This window comes from Cupriavidus oxalaticus, assembly GCF_016894385.1.
Classification (GTDB): Bacteria; Pseudomonadota; Gammaproteobacteria; order Burkholderiales; family Burkholderiaceae; genus Cupriavidus; species Cupriavidus oxalaticus.
In genome coordinates this window covers 13,633-36,127 of sequence record NZ_CP069812.1, presented here as the reverse complement: position 1 = coordinate 36,127, position 22,495 = coordinate 13,633, and the positions used below count along the sequence as shown (strand labels likewise).

At 65.8% G+C, this 22,495-nt stretch carries 16 protein-coding genes; 9 read left to right on the top strand and 7 right to left on the bottom strand.

The features are described from left to right. Positions 1 to 35 precede the first annotated feature (35 nt). The 3 genes from dbpA to JTE92_RS12445 form a co-directional block, all read right to left on the bottom strand. A complete protein-coding gene (gene dbpA, locus JTE92_RS12455; protein WP_063239946.1) occupies positions 36 to 1,457 on the bottom strand; it encodes an ATP-dependent RNA helicase DbpA in 1,422 nt (473 codons plus the stop codon). A gap of 22 nt (positions 1,458 to 1,479) precedes the next feature. After that, complete coding sequence (locus JTE92_RS12450; protein ID WP_063239947.1) at positions 1,480 to 2,358, bottom strand: DUF72 domain-containing protein; 879 nt, start codon at positions 2,356 to 2,358, stop codon at positions 1,480 to 1,482. 149 nt (positions 2,359 to 2,507) lie between these two features. Continuing rightward, positions 2,508 to 3,710: a DUF4382 domain-containing protein gene (locus JTE92_RS12445; protein ID WP_116386735.1), complete on the bottom strand. Its 1,203-nt coding sequence runs from the start codon at positions 3,708 to 3,710 to the stop codon at positions 2,508 to 2,510. 276 nt (positions 3,711 to 3,986) lie between these two features. Between JTE92_RS12445 and JTE92_RS12440 the strand changes: the two genes are divergently transcribed. The 7 genes from JTE92_RS12440 (at position 3,987) to JTE92_RS12410 (ending at position 14,872) form a co-directional block, all read left to right on the top strand. Beyond that, on the top strand, positions 3,987 to 5,786 hold the full coding sequence (locus JTE92_RS12440) for a methyl-accepting chemotaxis protein (protein WP_063239948.1): 1,800 nt from the start codon (positions 3,987 to 3,989) through the stop codon (positions 5,784 to 5,786). A 129-nt stretch (positions 5,787 to 5,915) separates the two neighbouring features. After that, positions 5,916 to 7,370 carry a DUF3375 domain-containing protein gene (locus tag JTE92_RS12435; RefSeq protein ID WP_063239949.1) on the top strand — a complete coding sequence of 485 codons (1,455 nt, stop codon included), beginning with the start codon at positions 5,916 to 5,918 and terminating at the stop codon, positions 7,368 to 7,370. 2 nt (positions 7,371 to 7,372) lie between these two features. Then, positions 7,373 to 8,071 (top strand): DUF4194 domain-containing protein, encoded by a 699-nt coding sequence (locus JTE92_RS12430; protein WP_371136919.1) that lies wholly within the window; start codon positions 7,373 to 7,375, stop codon positions 8,069 to 8,071. After that, positions 8,064 to 11,438: an ATP-binding protein gene (locus tag JTE92_RS12425; RefSeq protein WP_063239950.1), complete on the top strand. Its 3,375-nt coding sequence runs from the start codon at positions 8,064 to 8,066 to the stop codon at positions 11,436 to 11,438. Before JTE92_RS12430 ends, JTE92_RS12425 begins: the two co-directional genes overlap by 8 nt. Continuing rightward, positions 11,435 to 12,628 carry a DUF3322 domain-containing protein gene (locus JTE92_RS12420; protein ID WP_063239951.1) on the top strand — a complete coding sequence of 398 codons (1,194 nt, stop codon included), beginning with the start codon at positions 11,435 to 11,437 and terminating at the stop codon, positions 12,626 to 12,628. Before JTE92_RS12425 ends, JTE92_RS12420 begins: the two co-directional genes overlap by 4 nt. Before the next feature lie 160 nt (positions 12,629 to 12,788). Further along, entirely contained in the window at positions 12,789 to 13,841 is a 1,053-nt protein-coding gene (locus tag JTE92_RS12415) for a BAR domain-containing protein (RefSeq protein WP_063239952.1), read from the top strand. Between the two features lie 128 nt (positions 13,842 to 13,969). Beyond that, positions 13,970 to 14,872 carry a hypothetical protein gene (locus JTE92_RS12410; RefSeq protein WP_232353206.1) on the top strand — a complete coding sequence of 301 codons (903 nt, stop codon included), beginning with the start codon at positions 13,970 to 13,972 and terminating at the stop codon, positions 14,870 to 14,872. 45 nt (positions 14,873 to 14,917) lie between these two features. Here the strand turns inward: JTE92_RS12410 and JTE92_RS12405 are convergent, their stop codons facing one another. After that, on the bottom strand, positions 14,918 to 15,241 hold the full coding sequence (locus JTE92_RS12405; RefSeq protein WP_063240062.1) for a nucleotide pyrophosphohydrolase: 324 nt from the start codon (positions 15,239 to 15,241) through the stop codon (positions 14,918 to 14,920). Between the two features lie 158 nt (positions 15,242 to 15,399). Between JTE92_RS12405 and JTE92_RS12400 the strand changes: the two genes are divergently transcribed. Beyond that, positions 15,400 to 16,059, top strand: a complete 660-nt coding sequence (locus JTE92_RS12400) for a methyltransferase family protein (protein WP_063239954.1) — start codon at positions 15,400 to 15,402, stop codon at positions 16,057 to 16,059. A gap of 34 nt (positions 16,060 to 16,093) precedes the next feature. Here the strand turns inward: JTE92_RS12400 and JTE92_RS12395 are convergent, their stop codons facing one another. Both JTE92_RS12395 and JTE92_RS12390 read right to left on the bottom strand, forming a co-directional pair. Continuing rightward, entirely contained in the window at positions 16,094 to 17,314 is a 1,221-nt protein-coding gene (locus tag JTE92_RS12395; protein WP_063239955.1) for a T6SS immunity protein Tli4 family protein, read from the bottom strand. Then, a complete protein-coding gene (locus JTE92_RS12390) occupies positions 17,311 to 19,143 on the bottom strand; it encodes a lipase family alpha/beta hydrolase (protein WP_063239956.1) in 1,833 nt (610 codons plus the stop codon). The genes JTE92_RS12395 and JTE92_RS12390 overlap by 4 nt, the downstream gene beginning before the upstream one ends. Positions 19,144 to 19,862: 719 nt before the next feature. On the opposite strand from JTE92_RS12390, the gene JTE92_RS12385 reads away from it, so the two are divergent. Next, complete coding sequence (locus JTE92_RS12385; protein ID WP_063239957.1) at positions 19,863 to 21,638, top strand: SWIM zinc finger family protein; 1,776 nt, start codon at positions 19,863 to 19,865, stop codon at positions 21,636 to 21,638. 229 nt (positions 21,639 to 21,867) lie between these two features. On the opposite strand, the gene JTE92_RS12380 is transcribed toward JTE92_RS12385, so the two are convergent. Then, on the bottom strand, positions 21,868 to 22,140 hold the full coding sequence (locus JTE92_RS12380; RefSeq protein WP_147318541.1) for a hypothetical protein: 273 nt from the start codon (positions 22,138 to 22,140) through the stop codon (positions 21,868 to 21,870). Between the last annotated feature and the right edge of the window lie 355 nt (positions 22,141 to 22,495).

Genomic DNA, 22,495 nt, shown 5'->3' with positions numbered 1-22,495 from the left:
CTGTTGTGGCGCACCCACTACTGCCGGCGCGCCGCTTACTCCGTCATCAGGCGCACCTTCACCTTCTTGCCCTTCACCTTGCCCGCGTTGAGCCGCTTCACCGCCTCGCGGCCGATGCTGCGCTCCACCGCGATATAGGTCGACATCTCCAGCACGTTGATCTTGCCGACCTGCTCCTTGGCAAAGCCGGCCTCGCCGGTCAGCGCGCCCAGGATATCGCCGGGGCGGATCTTTTCCTTGCGGCCGCCCAGCATCTGCAGCGTCACCATCGGCGGCAGCAGCCGCTCGCTGCTCGCGGGCGTCAGCTCCGCCAGCGCATGCCATTCGAACTCGCCGCCGTGGTGCTGCTCGAGGTTACCCACGCGCCCCATCTCATCCATGCTGACCAGGCTGAACGCCCAGCCCTCCTGGTCGGCGCGGCCGGTACGGCCGATGCGGTGCACGTGCACCTCGGGGTCGGGCGTGATCTCGACATTGATCACTGCTTCCAGCTGGGCGATATCCAGCCCGCGCGCGGCCACGTCGGTGGCTACCAGCACCGAGCAACTGCGGTTGGCAAACTGCACCAGCACCTGGTCGCGATCGCGCTGCTCCAGGTCGCCATGCAGGGCCAGCGCCTGGTAGCCCTGCGCGCGCAGCAGTTCCACCAGCTCGCGGCAGCGCGCCTTGGTATTGCAGAACGCCAGCGTGCTGGCCGGGCGGAAATGGTCGAGCAGCCGCCCGACCGCGCCCAGGCGCTCGCCTTCCTCCACTTCATAGAAGCGCTGGCGGATGGTGGCGTTGTCGTGCGTGGCTTCCAGCTTCAGCGACTGCGGCTTGCGCAGGAATTTGTGGGCGAGCTTGTCGATGCCTTCGGGATACGTCGCCGAGAACAGCAGCGTCTGGCGTTCCTTCGGGCAGCGGCTGGCGATGTAGGCGATATCGTCGAAGAAGCCCATGTCGAGCATGCGGTCGGCTTCATCGAGCACCAGCGTATTGATCGCCGCCAGGTCCAGGCTGCCGCGATCGATGTGATCAAGAATGCGGCCCGGTGTACCCACCACGATATGCGCGCCGTGAATAAGACTGTCCACCTGCGGACGCATCGGCGAGCCGCCGCACAGCGCCAGCACCTTGATGTTCTCTTCGGCGCGCGCGAGGCGGCGGATTTCCTGCGTGACCTGGTCGGCCAGTTCGCGCGTGGGGCACAGCACCATCGCCTGCACGTCGAAGCGGCGCGGATCGAGCCGGTTCAGCAGCGCGAGCGCGAACGCCGCGGTCTTGCCGCTGCCGGTCTTGGCCTGCGCGACCAGGTCCTGGCCGGCCAGCGTGATCGGCAGGCTGGCCGCCTGGATCGGCGTCATCTCGTCATAGCCGAGCTGCGCCAGCGTGGCGAGCATGGCGGGCGACAGCGGCAGGGTGGAAAAAGCGGGGCCGGCTTGCGGCTGCGGGGGTGCTTGGACAGGGGTCGAGTTCATGCGGGATTATAGCGATCCGGCGTCAGGCATCCGCGTCGGCGGGCGGGGTCCAGCCCAGCCGCTCCAGCAACGCCTGTGCGGCGGCCGGCGCGCGTTCCTTGGCACCATTGATGAAGAAGACAAAGACCTCGCGCTTGCGTGCAGCGGGCTGGCGGTCGTCGAGCACCGGCAGGTCATCCGGCTGCACGCCCTGCGCCCACGACTGCGCGCGTTCGGCCCATTCATCGAGCGCCTTCGGACCGTAGCCGGTCTTCAGCTTCTCGCTGCTTTCCATCAGGCGCGCATAGACAAAATCCGCGGTCAGGTCCGCCATCGACGGGAATTTGGGCGAATCGGTGAATACCGTGGCAGCCTTGTACTTGCGCGCGAGTTTCAGGTAGTCCGGCGACATGAAGCTGTCGTGCCGCACGTCGAGCACGTGGCGCAGCTTCACGCCTTCCACGGCGGCCGGCAGCAATTGCAGGAAGGCCTCGAAGTCCTCCGCATCGAACTGCTTGGTCGGCGCGAACTGCCATACCAGCGGACCCAGCTTGGGACCCAGCTCGGCAATGCCGCTGTCGATAAAGCGTTCGATCGATTCGGCCGATTCCGCCAGCACGCGCCGGTTGGTGGCAAAGCGCGACGCCTTCACCGCGAACACGAAATCGTCCGGCGTTTCAGCGCGCCATTTGATGAATGACGATCGCTTCTGCGTACCGTGGTAGGTGCTGTTGATCTCGATCGCGCTGAGGTGCCGGCTGGCGTAGGCCAGTTCGCGCGCCTGCGGCAGTTTGGCCGGATAGAAATTGTCGCGCCATGGTGCGTAATTCCAGCCGCCGATGCCGACCCGGAACATGCCGGCGGACTTGCGCGGCGCTGCTGTCGGCGCAGGTGTGGACCTGGCCGCGGTGCGTGCTGCCATGGCGCGATCTCCGTGGACGCGAGAATCCAAGTCTAGCGGGAAACCGCGGCCAGCGGGGGCCATGCCGAATCGGGCAGGGCGCCGGAAACAAAGAAGCCGGAAGCAGGCTTGCGCCCGTTTCCGGCTGGTCCCCCGTTAACCGGGTCCGATCAGAACGACAGGTTCTGGATCACATCGGCGGTATTGACATCGACCTGTTGCGACACCACCGCACCGCTGTTGCTGGTGGCCTGCACGCTGTACTTGCCGCCCGCGGCGCCATCAGGCTGCAGCGGGATCGGCAGCGCGGCCTGGTAGTTGCCGATCACCGGCGCCGCCACCGGCAGCGCGGGCTCGGTCAGGTACAGGCTATAGGCACCGGTATCGGTGGCCGCGGCGGTCGCCGCGATCTCGAAGGTGCCGCCGTTGACCAGTTGCAGCGCGCGCAGCGTCGCTTCGGCCGAGGCCGGCGTAACCGTGCCGGACACGCGGCGATACGTGGAAGCCGGCAAGGTCATCGGCGAGGCCGAATTCGAGATCGCCGTGCTGCCGCCCGCCACCACCGGCACGCCGCGCACGATGCCCGTGGCGCGGGCATTGGCTGCGCCCGGCACCACCACCACGTCGACCGCGCCGGCGGTGCTGCTCTGCTCGATCGGCGACAGCGTGAAGTGGCCATTGGCATCGGCCACCGTGGCCTTCACCACCACGCCGTTGCGCTCGGCATGGACGCGCGCGCCCGGAGACGAAGCGACCACGCCGGTGACCGCGCCGCTGACCACCGTCGGGATCGCCGTCACCACCGGCTTCAGGCCATAGGTGCCGTTGCCGCGCGTCACCACCGACTTGCAGGCATCGAAGTCCAGCACCAGGTCGGTCAGCGTGCCGGATGCCACCGTGAACGGCCGGTTGATCTTGATGCCGGACTGCACCGCGCTCGGCGTATCCAGCGACTGCTCGGTGCCGCCGGTGGGCACCACCGAGTTGGCCAGCGCGCCCGCACCGCCCCCGCGGTTCGCATCGAGCACCAGCCGTACCTGCTGATAGTCGCCGGCCGGCAGCACGGTCTGGCCCAGCGTGGTCAGCACGCCGTTGGTCAGCGACAGCAGGTCGATCTTGCGCGCTGGCACCACGTCGATATCGACCCAGCCACCGGCGCCGGGCTCGGCGTTGGCGCTGCGGTGCACCCGCACCTTGTTGACGGTCACAAACACATTGTCATAGCCGCAGGCGGGTGCATCGGTCATCGAGACCTTCAGCGTTCCCTGGCCACCGGAATCATCGCCACCGCCGCCGCCACAGGCGGCCAGCGCGAGCGCGCCGCTCAGCGCAAGGATGCGCAGCGGCGTGGAAGAGTGTGAAAGGTTCAGCACGGTGTCTCTCCGCTTGTTGTTGTGGGGTGATCCGAGAATATGTTGCGAAATGCATAACCGGTGTAAGCCTTTGTAAAGCGTTGTAAAGAGGTTTCTCTGATTTCGTCGCGGATGTCCCGATCGTGCGCGATGTGGACGGGTTGCGCCGTCAACTCAGAAAACCAACGACATCTCGCATCGCTGCCTCAAGTCGGCGGCGGACGCTCCGTATACAGCGGGGTGGAAATCCCACAAACAAACGCCCCCAAACGATTCCCTACGAAGGAACTCCCCCAGATGTTCACTACCCTCCGCGCGCGGATCATGGCCCTGTGCGTGGCCATTGTCGTGGCCGCGCTCGCCATCAATACGGCGCTGAACCAGTTCGTCGCCAGCCGCCATAACGAAGACGCCATCGACAGCAGCCTGGCCGCCGTGCAGAGCGGCCACACCAGCGCCATCGCCGAGTGGGTGGCGTCGCACAGCCAGATGATCGATTCGCTGCAGGACGCCGTGCTGCAGCCCGAACCCGATGCTGCGCTAAAACAGATAGCCGACGCGGGCGGCTTTACCAACGTCTATGTCGGCTATGCCGACAAGACTGCAAAGTTTTCCAAGCCGGAAGGCATCCCGCCCGGCTACGACCCGACCGGCCGCCCGTGGTACAAGCAGGCCGCAGCGGCCGGCAAGCCGGTGGTCACGCCGCCCTATGTCGATGCCGGCACCGGCAAGCTGGTGGTGGCCTTCGCCGTGCCGGTGATCCGCGACGGCGGCGTCAAGGCCGTGGTCTCGGGCGACGTCGCCATGGACACCGTGGTCGCCAACGTCAAGGCGATCCATCCCACGCCGGCGAGCTTCGGCATGCTGGTCGCCAGGTCCGGGGAGATCGTCGCGCATACCGACGACAAGCTCACGCTCAAGCCCGTCACCGATCTCGTTCCCGCGCTGACCGCCGACAAGCTCGGCACGCTGGCCGGCGCGAAGACGCCGCTGCAGGTCGACATCGGCGGCAGCGCCAAGCTGCTCGGCGCGCGCGCCATCCCCGGCACCGACTGGCTGGTCATCGTCGCGCTCGACCAGGCCGAGGCCACCGCCGGCATGCGCTCGGCGCTGGTCGCCTCGGTGATCGCGCTGGTGCTGATCGCGGGCGTTGCCGCCATCGTGGTGTGGGTCGTGGCGACCCTGTCGCTGCGCGGCCTCGGCACCGTGCGCGACGCCATGGACGCCATCGGCTCCGGCGGCGGCGACCTGACCCAGCGCCTGCCCGCGCACGGCAACGACGAAGTCGCGCAGATCGCGCGCGCCTTCAACACCTTTGCCGACAAGCTCTGCACCACCATGCGCCAGATCCGCGACGCCAGCGAATCCGTGCGCGCCGCGTCCGACGAGATCGCCGCCGGCAATATCGACCTGTCGCGCCGCACCGAATCCGCCGCCGCCAGCCTGGAGCAGACCGCGGCGTCGATGGAAGAGATCACCGCCACCGTCAGCCAGTCGGCCAGCTCGGCGCAGCATGCCAACCAGTCGGTCAGCACCGCCTCGCGCGTGGCCGCCGACGGCGGCATGGTGATCGGCGAAGTCATCGCCACCATGGGCCAGATCGAGACCGCCTCGGTGAAGGTCTCCGACATCATCGGCGTGATCGAAGGCATTGCCTTCCAGACCAATATCCTGGCGCTGAACGCCGCGGTGGAAGCCGCGCGTGCGGGCGACCAGGGGCGGGGCTTTGCCGTGGTGGCCGGCGAAGTGCGCGCGCTGGCCCAGCGCAGCGCGCAGGCGGCCAGGGAGATCAAGACGCTGATCGAGTCCACGGTGGGCAGTGTCACCTCCGGCTCGGGCCAGGTCCGGCGCGCCGGCGAGACGATGGACGAGATCGTCAGCAATGTGTCGAAGGTGACGGGAATTATCAACGAGATCACTCACGCATCGATGGAACAGACACGCGGCATTCAAGAGGTGAATAAGGCGGTCAGCCAGCTCGATGAGATGGTGCAGCAGAATGCGGCGCTGGTGGAGCAGTCGACGGCGGCGGCGGCGGCGCTGCAGACGCAGGCGGGGAGCTTGGCAGTGGCGGTGGGTCAGTTCAGGTTGGGGTGAGGTACCGTAACGGCGTACACAGCGGCCGGGGGGATCGCCACATCACTTGTGGCGATCCGCCCTGGCGTACAATCCGGACATCCTTCGCGCCTATCCACCGCGCCACGCCGGCGCGCATGGCTTATCTCCGTGAGCCTCGATTTCGACACCCTGGAACGTCTGCGCCAAAGCCATCCGGCATGGCGACTGCTGCGCTCCGACAATGCGAGCCTGGTCGCAGCCTTCCTTCAACGCACGTTCGTCGAACCCAACCGGCGCTCGATCGGGCAGTCCGACCTGGCCGAAGCCCTCGAAGACGAACTGTTCGCCTTGCGTGAACGGCTCGGCCAGGAAGCCTTTCCCCGGCCAGCCCTCGACTACCTGAACGACTGGGCAGCCAACGAGAAGGGCTGGCTGCGCAAGTTCTACCGGCAGGGCTCGGACGAACCGCAGTTCGACCTGACGCCGGCCACCGAGAAAGCCATCGCCTGGCTCAGTTCGCTGGCAGAGCGCAGCTTCGTTGGCACCGAGTCGCGCCTGCTGACGCTGTTCGACCTGCTCAAGCAGATGCATGAAGGCACGCAGACCGACCCGCAGGCGCGCATGGCGGAACTGAACCGGCGGCGCGACGAACTGGACGCGGAGATCGCACGCGTCGCAGGGGGCGACCTCGCCCTCCTTGACGACACGGCCCTGAAGGACCGTTTCCAGCAATTCGTCTCGCTGGCGCGCGAGCTACTGACCGATTTCCGCGAGGTGGAAGACAACTTCCGTGCGCTGGATCGCCGCGTGCGCGAACGCATCGCATTATGGGAAGGCTCCAAAGGCGCGCTGCTCGAAGACATCATGGGCGAGCGCGACGCCATCTCCGATTCCGACCAGGGCCGCAGCTTCCGCGCGTTCTGGGATTTCCTGATGAGCAGCCGCCGCCAGGAAGAGCTTTCCACGCTGCTCGAACACGTGCTGGCGCTCCCGCCCGTCTCGGAACTCAACCCCGACACGCGCCTGCGCCGCGTGCACTATGACTGGCTGGAGGCAGGCGAGCACACGCAGCGCACCGTGGCGCAGCTGTCGCAGCAGCTACGGCGCTTCCTCGATGACAAGGCCTGGCTGGAAAACCGCCGCATCATGGATATCCTGCGCGGCATCGAGGCCCGGGCACTTGCCGTACGCGATACCCCGCCGCCAGGCATCGTGATGTCCGTGGCAGACACTGCTGCCGATATCGAGCTGCCGATGGAGCGCCCGCTGTTCGTGCCGGCCGTCAAGCCGCGCATCGCCGATACCGACCTCGAAGCCGGCGATGCCGAGGTCGACGCCGACGCCTTGTTCTCGCAGGTCGTCGTCGACAAGGCTGAGCTGGCGGGCTATGTCCGGCAGGCGCTGCAAGGCCGCGCGCAGGTCACGCTGCAGGAACTGTGCAGCCTGCGGCCGTTGCGGCACGGCCTGGCGGAGCTGGTCGCCTACCTGCAACTGGCCGGCGATACGTTCAGCACCGTGGTCGACGAAAGCGCGACCGACTCGGTCAGCTGGACAGTGCAGACACCCGATGCCGGCACGCTGGTGCGACAGGCCCGGCTGCCCAGAGTCATTTTTGTCCGATGAACATGACGCCAGATCAAGACCCCGATGACACGCCGCGGCCCGCCTGCGCCGGCGCACCGCCCGACCTCGCCTTGTCGGCGCTGGTGGTGCCCCTGCTGAAGGGCGTGCTCTACCGCGAAGCGGATGCCGCCCTCTGGCATGCGTTGCTCGGCCTGCAACCCACGGTACGGGACTATGTGGCCGTCCTGGGGCTCGAGCTTGTGCTCGACGACGCCGAGGGCTATGCATTCCTGCGCTCGCAACCGGACAGCGAGGACGACAGCACCGCGCGCCCGCCGCGCCTGATCGCACGGCGCCAGCTGTCGTTCCCGGTCAGCCTGACGCTGGCGCTGTTGCGCAAGAAGCTGGCCGAGTTCGACGCCACCGGCGGCGACACCCGGCTGGTGCTGACGCTGGACGAGATCGCGGAACTGCTGCGCGTGTTCCTGCCGGCCGGCACCAACGAGGCCAGGCTGATCGACCAGATCGAGCTGCACGTGAACAAGATCGTGGAGCTGGGATTCCTGCGCCGGCTGAAAGCGGAGGCCGGCGCCCGCGCCGGCGGGCAGGCCGGGTTCGAGGTGCGCCGCATCCTGAAGGCCTTTATCGATGCGCAGTGGCTGTCCGAGTTCGATGCGCGGCTGGCCGCCTACCAGTACCAGTTGAGCGGCCAGCCCGCCACCCCTGCCGCCGGGCCGAACGGAGGGGCTGCCAATGCCTGAGCCGCAGAACCTGAGCCTCGACTTTGCCGACGACGACACGCTGTCCGGCTTCCGGCTGTCCCGGCTGGAAGTCTTCAACTGGGGCACCTTCGACAAGCGTGTCTGGGTCATCCGCCCCGAAGGCCGCAACGGGCTGCTGACCGGCGACATCGGTTCCGGCAAGTCGACGCTGGTCGACGCCGTGACCACGCTGCTCGTCCCCGCCCAGCGCATCGCCTACAACAAGGCTGCCGGCGCCGAGAGCCGCGAACGGACCTTGCGCAGCTACGTGCTGGGCCACTACAAGTCGGAGCGCAATGAAGTCACCGGCACCGCCCGGCCCGTGGCGCTGCGCGACCACAACAGCTACTCCGTCATCCTTGGCGTGTTCCACAACGCCGGCTACGACCAGACCGTGACGCTGGCGCAGGTCTTCTGGATGAAGGACGCGACCGGCCAGCCCGCGCGCTTCTATGTCGGCGCGGAGCAGGACCTGTCCATCGCCGGCGACTTCGCTCACTTCGGCACGGACATCGCCGCGCTGCGCAAGAAGCTGCGTGGACTGAAAGCTGAGCTGTTCGACGGGTTCAACCCCTACGGCGCCTGGTTCCGCCGCCGCTTCGGCATCGAGAACGACCAGGCGCTCGAACTGTTCCACCAGACCGTGTCGATGAAGTCAGTCGGCAACCTGACCGACTTCGTGCGCAGCCACATGCTGGAGCCGTTCGACGTGGCGCCGCGCATCGGGGCGCTGCTCGGGCACTTCGACGACCTCGACCGCGCGCATGAAGCGGTGCTCAAGGCCAAGCGCCAGGAAGCGATGCTCACGCCGCTGGTTGCGGATTGCGAGCGCCACGCCGAACTGGTCGCCGCATCCGAGCAACTGCGCGCCTGCCGCGAGGCATTGCGCCCTTACTTCGCGCAGCTCAAGCTGGGCCTGCTCGACAAGCGCATTGCCGGCCTGACCGAGGAATGGGAGCGCCAGGACACGCACGTGCGCCGCCTGCAGGAGCGCCGCGAGGCCCAGCGCAACGACGAAGCCGAACTGCGCCGCCATATCGCCGAGAACGGCGGCGACCGCATCGGCCGGCTCGCCGAGGAAATCCGCGCGCAGGCCGACGAGAGCGCGAAGCGCCGGCACAAGGCCGAACGCTATGGCGAGCTGGTGCGCGCAGTCGGCGAGCTGCCGCCGCAGGACGAGCCGGCCTTCCTTGCGCTGAGAGCGCGTTTCGCCACGCTGGCGGAGGCAGCAAAATCGCGCGAAGCCGCGCTGGAGAACGACCTGACCGAGCACGGCGTCACGCTGCGCCAGGGCAAGGCCGACCATGATGCGCTGCGCGAGGAAATCCGCAGCCTGAAAGCGCGCCGCAGCAATATCCCGGCCGCCCAGATCGCCATGCGCAGCGCCATGTGCGAGGCCCTGTCGCTGCCCGAAGACGACATGCCGTTTGCCGGTGAGCTGCTGCAGGTCCGCGACGACGAGCGTGACTGGGAAGGCGCCGCGGAACGGCTGCTGCACAACTTCGGCCTGTCGCTGCTGGTGCCCGATGCGCGCTACCCCGAAATTTCGGCATGGGTCGACCGCACGCACCTGAAGGGCCGGCTGGTCTATTTCCGCGTGCGCGAGGGCGCCAGGACGGACGGCGCGGCACTGCATCGCGATTCGCTCGCGCGCAAGCTCGCCATCAAGCCCGATTCCCCGTTCTACGGCTGGCTCGAGCGCGAGGTAGCGGCGCGCTTCGACGTGGCGTGCTGCGCGACGCATGAGCAGTTCCGCCGCGAAACCCGCGCGGTCACGCGCGCCGGCCAGGTCAAGATGCCCGGCGAGCGGCATGAGAAGGACGACCGCCACCGCCTGGACGATCGCAGCCGCTACGTGCTGGGATGGAGCAACGCCGCCAAGATCGCCGCGCTGGAAAACGATGCGCGCGTGCTGCAAACCCGGCTGACGGAACGGTTCGCGCTGATGGGCGGGCTGGCGAAGGAACGCGACGCATTGCGGGAGCAGCTCACGGCCCTGTCGCAGCTCGACATCTTTGCGGACTACGAAGAACTCGACTGGCAGGCGCCGGCGCGCGAGGCGGCGCGCCTGGCTGAAGAGAAACGCCAGCTCGAATCAGCCTCCGACGTGCTCCGGCAGCTGACGGACCGGCTCGGCGAAGTGCAGGCAGCACTCGAAGAGACCGAGAAGCAGCTGGAGGATCACCGCGACAAGCGCTCCAAGGCGGAGGGCCGCAAGAGCGATACGCTGGCGTTGCGCGCCGAGACGCAGGCAACCCTGGATGAGTCAGCCGAGTCCGCCGTGGCCGTGCCGGCCGAGACCATCGACGCCTTGCGCGCCGAGATACTGGGCCAGCACACCTTGACCGTCGAAGCGTGCGATGGCCGCGAGCGCGACATGCGCAACGCGCTGCAGGACCGGCTCGATGCGGAAAGCAAGCGGCTGGGCCGGCTCAGCGAGAGCATCGTGAAGGCCATGTCGGCCTACAAGGAAGCCTACAAGCTGGAAACCAGCGAGGTCGACGCCAGCGTGGCTGCCGGCTTCGAATACCGCAGCATGCTCGACAAGCTGCGCGCCGACGACCTGCCGCGCTTCGAAGCGCGCTTCAAGGAGCTGTTGAACGTCAACACCATCAACGAGATCGCCAACTTCAACGCACAGCTCGGCAAGGAGCAGCAGACCATCCGCGAACGCGTGGAGCGCATCAATGAATCGCTGACGCAGATCGACTACAACACCGGGCGCTACATCCGGCTGGAGGCACAGCTCACACCCGATGCCGAAATCCGCGATTTCCAGTCCGAGCTGCGCGCCTGCACCGAGGGCGCGCTGACCGGCTCCGAGGACAGCCAGTACTCCGAAGCCAAGTTCCTGCAGGTCAAGCGCATCATCGAACGCTTCCGCGGCCGCACCGGCCAGACCGACCAGGACCGGCGCTGGACCGCCAAGGTGACCGACGTGCGCAACTGGTTCGTCTTCGGGGCGAGCGAGCGCTGGCGCGAGGACGATGCCGAGCACGAGCACTACTCAGACTCCGGCGGCAAGTCAGGCGGCCAGAAGGAAAAGCTCGCCTACACCATCCTGGCCGCGAGCCTGGCCTACCAGTTCGGGCTGGAATGGGGCGCGGTGCGTTCGCGCTCGTTCCGCTTTGTCGTGATCGACGAAGCCTTCGGGCGCGGCTCGGACGAGTCGGCGCAATACGGATTGCGGCTGTTCGCCAAGCTCAACCTGCAACTGCTGATCGTGACGCCGCTGCAGAAGATCCACATCATCGAGCCGTATGTGTCCAGCGTCGCATTCGTGCAGAACGACGAAGGCCGCGCTTCCAAGGTGCGCAACCTGACCATCGACGAGTATCGCGCCGAGAAAGCCAGGCTGACCGCATGAACTGGAGCCGACCCGCCGACTTGCGCGCCCAGGTGCAAAGACTCTGGGACAAGGGCGACATCCTGCGTGCGCTCGTCAGCGCGGACCCGCAGGACGTGCTGTTTCCAAGGCGGCTGACGTTGCGCGCACCGTCGTCGGGCGAACTGACGGAGCGCTTCGAGGCGGCGCGCACCTGGATTGGCGAATTGCGGCAACTGCCGCATTGCCGGCTGGAAATGCGCGAATTCCGCCATCGCACGTTTGGCGCCAATGCGATGCCATGCGCCGCGTGGATCGACACACCGCAAGATGCCGTCGCACTGTTGGGCAAACGCCGGGAGGTGGAGCGCTTCGCCGCCATGGCAGCGGCCACGCGTGCCATGCAGCCGCTGCTGCTGCCCTGGCTGACGCAGCGCCCCTTGCGCGCGCTGGAGCTTCACGACGCCTGGGAAAGGCTCCTGGCCATCGTCGGCTGGCTGCAGCGGCATCCGAGGCCGGGCGTCTACCTGCGCCAGGTCGACCTTCCGGGCGTGCATACCAAGTTCCTCGAAGCGCATCGCGGCGTGCTGGCCGAACTGCTGGACCTGGCGCTGCAGCCAGACGCCATCGCCCCGCAGCACTCCGGCATCCACCAGTTCACCGCGCGCTATGGTTTTCTCGACAAACCGCTGCGCATTCGCTTCCGCATCCTCGACCGCAACAACCGCACGCTGCCGGGCAACGCGCCAACGCACGACGTCACCCTGGATGCCGACAGCTTCGCCGCGCTGGAACCCGGCGTCTCGCGCGTGTTCATCACGGAGAACGAAACCAACTTCCTGGCCTTCCCTGAGGTACCCGCCGGCCTGGTGATCTTTGGCGCGGGCTATGGCTTCAGCCTGCTCGCCGGCGCGCGCTGGCTGTCGGATTGCCGGCTCTGCTACTGGGGCGACATCGACACCCACGGCTTTGCCATCCTCAGCCAGTTGCGCGGCGTGTTCGGGCATGCCGAATCGCTGCTGATGGACCGCGAAACGTTGATGGCGTTCGAGGCGCAATGGGGGCTGGAAGACAGCCAGACGTTGCGGGAGCTGCCCGGGCTGAGCGCCGCCGAGCAGGCGCTCTATGACGACCTGCGGGACAACCGCATCCGCAAGAACCTGAGGCTGGAGCAGGAGCGCATCGGGTTCGATTGGGTTCGCGCCGCGGTCGGCAACATCGCGCGCGATTAGGCAGCGCGCTAGGCGGCGCTAGGCAGCGCTGGGCAGCGCTGGTTTTCTCCCCTCTGGCTCACCCTTCGGGCCGCACTCCGCCACCAGAAACGCTTGTATTCTGTGCGCCAACGCACGGAGCATCCGTTGCGCAGGCCGAGAATAGGAGTCCTTCGGCGCCATGGCGCACGGTAACCCGCTAACGCGGGGCAATTGCATGGCAAGGCTTCCTGGCCAACTGGCCGCCTGCATCGCGTTCAGCCTTCTGCTCACCACCGGTGCGCAGGCTTCGGATATTGCCTGCCATCATGCGCTGGCCCCGCAGGCCGCCCGCTGCGACGGCCAGTCGGCCGCAGAGAACGCGTGCAGGCGTGCGGACAGGCCGGCGAGTGGCGCCGCCCTGATCTGCGACTATACGATGCTCCGCGGCGCGTATGAACGCGTCTACGCCGAGCAGTTGCAGCGCTTGCGCACCGGAGAGATCGGGCCGGACGATATCGCTGCATGGCGAAGGCTGCGTGATGCCTGCACATCGGTGTCGTGCCTGGACCGGGTAATTGCCAACTGGCGCGACTACACGAGCCAGAAACGGGTTTCGCCCGCCGCCCAGGCGCCGCCGGAGCCCGACAAAGCCGCGCGCAATGCCAGGAAGACCAAGCCGGATGCTGCCAGGCAGACGGCTGAAGTACGGCAGCCTCCGCCTGTCGTGAAGGCGGTGTCGCGGGAGAAGCCGCAGGAGAAGCAGCGGGACACGCAGCCTGCCCCGGCGCGGGCCGCTTCCCCAGCCACGCCGCAACCGACGCCTGAGGCCAGGGTGCCTGCAGAAAGCCGGCAACAACCCGTCGCCCCTGTCGCGAAGAACCGGTCGCTCCCGGAGACCATCGCACCACCGGCGCCGCAACTTCCGCCCCAAGCGGTGACCCAGAGAGAACCCTCCAAGCGCCCCACTGCCCCGGCAGCGATCAATCAGCCGCCCCCCGGGGCCGCCACGCGTTGGACTCCCGTCTACCCCATAGAGGGATCCTTGCCAGGGAGATGGGAACCACTTGGCGCGCTGGCGTGGCTGACCCTGTGCGGTGCGTGCGTGGTCCGGTGGTACCGGAGGCGGCCGCTTGGATGGCTGCCGGATGCCGCGCGCCGGCGCGCACGGGCGCGGACCGCGACGCGGATCGTGCTGGTATCGGCGGGACTGATCGCCGTGAACAGCATCGTGCTGTTCTGGATCCTGGCGTAACGCCGGTCATGGCCTTGCGCCCAGGCCGGGATACCCCTGCCGTTCCGTGCGCGACCGCACCGAACATCCGCCACAGCGCCCCAGAATAGGAGCCCATCGACGCCCCCGCTTGCGCCGCCTCCCTCGGCTTGCCCCGGGGCGACAGCATGACAAGGCTTCCGGGCCATCTGGCCGTTTGCATCTCGATCAACCTTCTGCTCACCGCCGGTGCGCAGGCGTCGGATATCGCCTGCAAGAACGCGCTGCGTCACCCGGCCGCGCGCTGCGACGACCTGTTCGCCTCCGGTAACCCATGCAGGGAGAACCGGCAAGCAAGCGCCGCCACCCTGATCTGCGACTACGCGATGCTCTATCGCAATCACGAACGCATTCATGCACAGCAGCAGCGACTGCTGCGCGCCGGGGTAATCGGGCAGGACGAGGTCAGCGCATGGCGACGGCGCCGGGATGCCTGCACGTCGGTGGCATGCCTGGACAGCGTCTTTGCCAGCTGGCGCCCGCACAGGCACCGCAAGCCGGCGCCGCGCGCCACCGCGCCGCAAGCCAACGGGTCCGAGGTGCCTGTGCGCAACATTGCGAAGAACGAGCCGCAAGCGGCACCAGGGATGGTGCCCCAGCCAACGCGGCCGATCCGGCCGCAGCCCGATCCGCGGGTCATCGCGCCGCAGCCGCAGCCACAGCCGCAGCCTGGTCCCGTAGCCGAGTCGAAAACGCCTGAAGACCCCGTCCCCCGTGTCGCGATCGATCGTCCGCCCCCGGCTTCCATACCGCTGCGTACGTCGCGGCCTGGCACGCAGGCACCGCGGCAAACCGGATGGGAATCGCTTGGCACGCTGGCGTGGCTGGGCATGTGCAGCGCGGGCATTTGCTGCTGGTCCCGCAAGACGCGGGGGGAATGGCTGCCGGGCGCGCACCGCGTGCGCGAGCGCCTGCGCGGCGCATCGGCCATGGCGCTGACGGTCTGGGGGCTGTCGATGCTGAATGCCGTGCTGTTCCTGTGCATCCTGGCGACAGGAGCACCCGCCTCATGAGGCCAGGCCGCCGTCGCGCAATGTCATCCAATCCAACCCGCCCACTCACTCCGGCAACGGATACTTCCGGGCATTCACCTCCATCTTGGCGCGGATCGCGGCATCGAGGTCGACGCCCAGCGCCGTCACCAGCTGCGTCAGGTAGATGGTGATATCGGCCAGCTCCTGCTCCACATGCTCGCGCTTGTCCGTCGACATGACCTGGCGCGACTCATCCTCCGTCTGCCACTGGAAGATCTCGACCAGCTCGGCCACCTCCACGCTCAGCGCCATCGCCAGGTTCTTGGGGCTGTGGTACTTGCCCCAGTTGCGGGCCTCGCCGAAGGCGTAGGCGGCTTGCTGGAGGTTCTGGATATCGATCAGTGGCATGGCGGGATGGCGTTGGCGCTTCATGGTGCCCCAGCGACACCGGAGGCATCCGACAGCGGGGCGAAAGCCGCAATTTAAGCACGATCAGGCCCGCTCGACAGCCCGCCATGCCGGGCTTACGCTACACCGGTGCATCGATCGTCGCAGCGGAGGTCTCCATGCGCCCGACTCCCGGCCTGGCATTCGCCACCCTCGCCGGCACCGTTGCCTACCTGGCCCTCGCGATCGCAGGCTGGGGCGGCATCGGCGCCTTCTTTGCGCATCCCGCGCGCGTGGCCCTCGCCATCGTGCTGTTTGCACTGGCCGTGGCCGCACTGTTTTCCGGCGGCAACGTCAGCAGCGGCATGCGCGAAGACCGCGGCAACCGCTGGGTGCTGGGCGCGTTCGGCGCGCTCGGGCTGCTTGCGGCGTACCTGCCGGCCTATACCGACCGCACCGGCTTCTGGACGCTGGACGGCGATACCGCGCGCTGGATCGGCGTGGCCTTGTTTGCCGCCGGCGGCGTGCTGCGCTTGTGGCCGGTGTTCGTGCTCGGGCGCCGGTTCAGCGGGCTGGTGGCGATCCAGCCCGGGCACACGCTGGTGACGACCGGCATCTACGGCGTGATCCGGCATCCGAGCTACCTCGGGCTCATGGTCAGTTCGCTGGGGTGGGTACTCGGATTCCGCTCAGTAGTTGGGGTGCTGCTGACGCTGGCGATGTTGCCCGTGCTGGTCGCGCGGATCCGCGCGGAAGAGGCGTTGTTGCTGGATCAGTTTGGCGATGCGTATGCGGCGTACTGCGGGCGGACCTGGCGGATGGTGCCGGGGGTGTATTAGACAGCCAGCCCCCGTCGTGCAGCAGCGCAATGGCTCATTCACTGGCGACCCCCATCCACGTCCACACCACCAGCGCTTCGTCGGCGGGCGACAGCCCGAAGCGGACCATCGGCATCCCTTTCTGCCAGACGATGCCGGATTTGCTGGCCACCCACGCCGCCTGCGGATGCCCGGGCGGAAGCGAGGCGCGCCACATGCCGGACAAGGGAGTGGTCTCGCCCGAGCGCACCGTGACCGGAGCCCCCGTCTGCGTCGGCGGCGCGTTGACGCGGAAGCGCACGCCATCCAGCAGCCGGTTCCAGAGGGCAATGGCTTCCTCGTCGCTCAGCGATGCCGTGCCTGCGGCGCCGATACGATTGGCGGCCACCTTCGAGTACATCTTCGCGTTGATCCAGGCGGGGTGCAGCGTGGAGCGTTCCTTGCCGACTGCCTCCCATTCGAAATCGTGCGTGCCATCCGCACGGCGGACCAGAGATTCCTCGCCCTGCCAGACGCCGACCGTACGCTTGCCTTCCCGCAAGGTCGTCAGTTTTGGATAGCGGTGGCCAAGATCCTTCTTTTGCTGCGCGATCGAGGCCAGCAGTCCTACGTCATCGGCGTCGTCCACGGTCGCCAGCTTGTTGGAGTCCACCGAAAAGCTGACATCCGGAAAGCTTGGCAGACGGATGCCTGCGCCGAAGATTTCCTGGAATGTGCCGGATGCGTCCGCGACGAAGCCGTGGTCGATGCAGACGCCTGGGGCGGGTGGGATGTCGGCGTTGTCGCGTGCGCGGATGCCGGCCACCAGAGGGGCGAGCTCCTCGCCGCCATAGAACCATTCAAACAGCTGTGCGCCATTTGAGACGAAAGTCCTCGCCTTTTCAACTCCATATGTCCTGGCATTTTTGCTTTCAAACGATCGAACTTCGATGCTGTTGTGAATAGGTCCCGGCCCGAAATAGGAGATCTCTGCAGTCTTATTTGCCGCAAGCACTTTGTCGCGATACGCCTGCGCCATCTCCTTCAGTTCGCCAGCGGCTCCAATGTGCGCGACGATTTTTCCCGGAAACTCCTGGAAGCCCCACAGCACCCTGGCTTCGGCCGGGACTTCCATCACGTAGCGTCCAACGCATACCTGCTTGGTCTTGGCAAAGAGCGTTTGCAAACGCGGTGACAGTGCAGCGGGTTCCGACATGTTCTTCCCCGGATAGGTATGCGATTGGCAGGCCACGGCCAGCAACGCGGCCAAGCTTATGGTCAGCGCTCGGCGGATCATTGATCCCACCATTCGGCAGTGTTGGCGATCCTGATGATCGAATACAGGGTGCTGGCCAATACCAGGTGGTTCTTATAGCTGTCCTGATGCTCATAGCCAGTCTGGCGGAACAGCGTACCGCGCACGGCTTCGGCCGAGGCTGTGGCCGGCACCGTCTGATCGCCGGCGTCCTCCGGAGGATCCACGCGCAGCGTCAACGGCTGACCGCTCCTGGTGCGCACCACGATGCGGCCTTCGGCGTCCTCGCTCTCGAGCGTCCACATGAGTGGGTCGCCGTGCGGCGCCAGATCGGTAGTGTCCGCGCGCCAGGTCACACTGCCGTAGGCCTTCTGGTCACTGTCATGGCCATAGCTGGCATAAGTGGTGGGGTGATACAGGTCCTTGATGCTCTTGTGAAAGTCCAGTGCATCGGCAATCCGCAGTTTCGCCAATGCGTACGGATCCGCACGTTCATACTTCTTGTCGGCAGGATTGATCCACTCCGGATTCAGCAGCCGCCACCATGCCTGTGGATTGCGCCCATAGATGTCATAGACCGGATCGCCAACAGCCACCGGTGCCGATGGCTTGCTCACGCCCAGCGTCCGGTGCAGTTCCAGATCATCCCGGTACGCTTTCAATGGTTCGTCCGATACGATCGGCAAAGCCATTACCTGACGGTAGTCCCATGTTTGCAGACGCAACCAGCCGCGCGGATAGGAGGCGCTCGGCAAGAGCTCCAATGGCCCGGAGGCATTGGCAAACACGGCCGTCACTTCCTTGCCCGTTCTGCCCAGGACATCCCGGGTCAGTTCCCCGGACAGACTGGTCTGCGCCTCGAAGCCCGCGCGCACGCGCCTGTAGGCCGCTCCGGCCCCGAGTGCTGGCTGTACACCATGGTAGATCCCGAGAATCTTGTCCTTCGCGTTGCCGTATTCCGGATGCAGCAGCGCGCGCGCAACCAGTCCGCCCATGGAATGGGTGACCACGATCACCTTCTCGCACTTCCGCTTGTTGGCCTTGTACATGCCGATGATCTCGTCGATGCGCCTGGCAATCTTCCGCGCCGACATGCCGTTGCTTTGCAGCCAGTTGTAGCCCATCGCGTAGACCGGGTACCAGCAGTCCGACACGCGCAGGATATCGTCCTCGGTCAGCGCATCGCCGGCGCCGCCCCAGCAGGCGGGATCGACACCCAGCACCTTTACCTTCCTGCCCTGCTTCCAGGTTGGCGAGAGCTCTCTGGACGATGGCACCAACATGTCGTTCAGATGCCCCTCCAGCAGCTTGATCACGGTGCCGTACGTGTCGAACATGACTTCGCTCCATCCGCGCCAGCGCGCCTTCTGCGCGGCCGTGGATTCATGATCGCCGCGCCTGGCTTTCCATTCCTCGCCGGCCGGCGGCAACGGTGCGCTCATCAGCAAGCCGATATTGGGCAGTCCGTCCGGCACATTGCCGTGCCGCTGGTCGGAGTCCACCGTTTGCGCGCCGGTCATGTCGAACCTGCCGGCATCCTCGGTGATTTCATAACGGTCCACTTCGGTCTCGTCGGGATCGAAGTTCCGCTGCCGCTGGGCTGGAGAATCCTTGCGACGGGACAGGGTGTCGCGAAGGTCGTCGGGGCGCCATCCGATGTTGTCAGCGCGCCTGGTATCCGCCTGGCGCGTGCGGCTCATGCGCAAATTGCTGCCCATGATGCCCGGCAGAAAGATGATGGGAATCACCCTGTCAGGCGGCACCGGCAGTGTCACGCGCCGCTTGTCGGCCGAAGGTGTCAGGGCAATGGTGGCACCGGCACGCCCACCGATTTCCTCGCCGGTTTTCAGGTAGATGCGATCAGATTCCATGGAGCACTTCCCGCCGCGTAACAGGTGAGCTCCTTTATAACCAGCGCCCGCAGCGGCAGGGATCGGATTGCTCCGATTAGGTGGCAGGAATCGACGTCATCTCAACGGACGCTGCCGTGAATCAGAGAAAGCTCAATGGACGATCAAACCCGACGGGGCGGGGCCACTGGTACCAGCTTCGGGCCTTGCCGACCGGCACCCAGACTTCCTTCCCCTGCATCCGCCGTCGCACCGATAACGCCGGATTGAACTGATACCACCCTTGCTCAAAGCGCCTGAAGAGCATGCGGTTGTACGCGTAGTCGCGCTCCGCGCCGCGCTCCAGCAGCGCCTCGACCAGCCGACCTCGCCCTGGTGGCGCAGGAGCGAAAACAGCAGGCGGTTGGCGTCATCCATGCGGGCGCGGTAGAACTTGCCATGTGTCAGGCTCGCCAGCTTTTTGACCTGCGCTGCCCGGAAATCATCCCGGCCGATCGCCTCGACAACCTTGTGGTAAGCGCGAGGCCGGTGTATTCGAGGATCTTCATTGCCCGGTCGGGCCAATCGGGTTGCGGATAGAGCAGTTATTGTAGAGGATGGGGGCAGGCGTCAGGCGGCGAGCTGGCCAGCGGCAGCGTACCGCACTGCGTGAAGCCCGCAGGCAGGCGCGTTCGGGCAGGTATCATCGTGGCGGTCCGCCGTCCGCTGCGGAATGACTGCGATGGGACGCCCCCTTTTCCATGTCCGAACCTTCAAAGCTTGCTGAAATTCTCACCCTTGCCGAAATCCAGTCGCTGACCGACACCAAGACGTTCGCGCGTGGCAAGGCCTATTTCCACGACGGCGCAGTGTCCCGTCTTGAGGAACGCGAAGGCGCTGTTCGCGCCGGCGTACGTGGCACGCACCGTTACCAGGTCGAGCTCGCCGTCGCTGACACTGGTGAACTCGCCTACGCGTGCAACTGCCCGGTAGGCGACGCCGGCATCTTCTGCAAGCACGCCGTAGCCGTTGCACTCTCCTGGCTCGAAAACTCCGGCCAGGAAGTGTTCCATGCCGAAGAAGCCACTCAGGAGAAGCCGCGCAAGAAGCGAAAGACCTATGGGGAAGTGATTCGCGAATACGTAGCAACGCTGGACAAGGACACGCTTCAGGAACTGTTGCTGGAAGCTGCCGGACGTGACCTCACGTTGCGCGACAAGCTGCTGCTCGCCGCACGCTCGGCACAGGCATCCGATCTGCCCAGCATGAAAACCGCCGTGCGGCAGGCAACACGCATTTCCCGGCCGCTGGACTGGAGGGAAGCTGACGCATACGGCGACGGCCTGATGTCGCTGGCAAACATGTTGCGCGAGAGGCTTGCAGGACCGCACGCGGCGCAAGTGGTCGAGCTGTCGGAACTGGCAATCGCCGGCGCGGAAAAGAGCCTCGAGCAGATTGATGATTCCAACGGCGGCGTGATGCCTGGCATCGTGGAATTGGCGTCTGTCCATCTCGAGGCATGCAAGCAGACCGGACCCGACCCCGTGAAGCTCGCGGAGCGACTGTTCCGCCTGCAGACAGAGGGGGCATGGGACACTTTCCACGATGTCTTGCCAATGTATGAGGAACCTCTCGGCAAGAGCGGATTGCAGCGCTATCGCCAGCTGGTGAGCGAGGCCTGGGAGATTTTGCCGGTGCTCGGTCCGAGCAACGAGTTTCACGCGTCACTCGACGCGCGGCGCATGAAGCTCGAGAACGCCATGCGAGCGCTGGCGGAGCTTGACGGCGACGCGGATGCACTGCTCCGCATCTACGCCCAGGACCTGTCAAGTCCATACCGCTTTCTGCTGATCGCAGAGCTTTGCGTGGAGCACGGTCGCCCGGACGACGGACTCGCCTGGGCGGAGCGCGGCCTCAAGGCGCCGAGCAGGCATGTCGACCCGCGGCTGCTCGACTTCTGTGTCGACGCTTATCTGCGTCGGGAAGAGTTCGACCAGGCCAACGCATTCGCATGGCGTCGTTTCGAGATGCGTCCGATGGCCGACGCGTTCCCCGCGTTGATGAAGGTCGCTACGGCTACCGGCAAGCATGACGACATCCGCGAGCAGGCACTCAAGCATATTTGGGCGCTAATCAACGAGGAGGAGTCGGCAGGAAAATCGGAGCGCTATGACTGGCAAACGCCTACGCGCACCGAACTGGTCAGGATCTTCCTCGCCGAGGACAAGAACGACGAGGCCTGGGACACATTCATCGGTGGCCCGGTCGCGACGCAGCTGTGGCGCCAGATGGCAGCTGTTCGTGGCAGGACGCATCCGCATGACGCGATTGCCCTCTATCATCGGCTGCTGCCGGTCGCCGCCGGAAGCGGTACGCGCAACGCGCGCTATGACGAGGCATTGGAAATCGTGCGCGCCATCGGCCGCCTGAGGGCAAAGCTGGGGGAGCGCACGAAGTTCACCAACGAACTGGAAGAGATTCGCGCGACCTATCGCGCGAAGCGCAACTTCATCAAGTTGCTGGCGACCTTGTCTTGAACTCCCCCGTAGGCTGACGGTGGTGGCAGAGGGGGAACGAGGACCAGTTTCGGTTTCTTGCGGGAGATTGGGGGTGATCGTGGGCAGGTTTTCCCGCTAGCGCGCCCTGTAGTGGCCGGGGCAGCTCCAACGACTGACGGCACTCACACCGGACAACTTCGTTCGCTACCCTGAAAGCGCGATGCCGCATGTAGGATGCACGTCAAACTCAAACAAGGACGCAACGGTTTCACTCGAAATGGATGAGCCATTCATAGACCGTATGCATCGCTATGGCCAGAAGTGGCACAAAGCATGACCAGCGAATGAATCTCGGCGCATGTCGCGACCAGATTCCGGTCATCGCCAAAAAGCAGCCTGAAAGCGCGAGCCCTGATGCAATGAGGTAGTGCCACTGCGATTGGTAGGCCCAGAGATTTGCCACTGGGCCCTCTGCGCCAAATGGATAGTGCTGAGGTGAATGCCATGCCGTCCAGGCATCAATCCCGATGATCGCGATCATACCGAGTAGCATCCCGGATGCTGCCCACTTAATACATGACCACAAGATCCATGTCTTTTGCATAGTAGATGAACTCACCAATAAAGCTGTCCATCGAGTTGGGCAACAACATGGCAGATTTGCTCTGCACTCATTCGCATGCTGTCTTCTCCTTCGGAGTGGCGCAACGGCTGACGCGCTCATTGCGTACCTCCATTGAGAAGTAAGTCGTTTTGATTGGTGATCGGGAGATTCTGATTTCTTGATTGAATGTTCCTGCAAACTGCGCGATACACAGCACAACCATCAACCACCAACATCTAGATTCCGACTGTGTTGACAGGTCTGCACGCATGCCTGGCAGCAACCCTTGCCC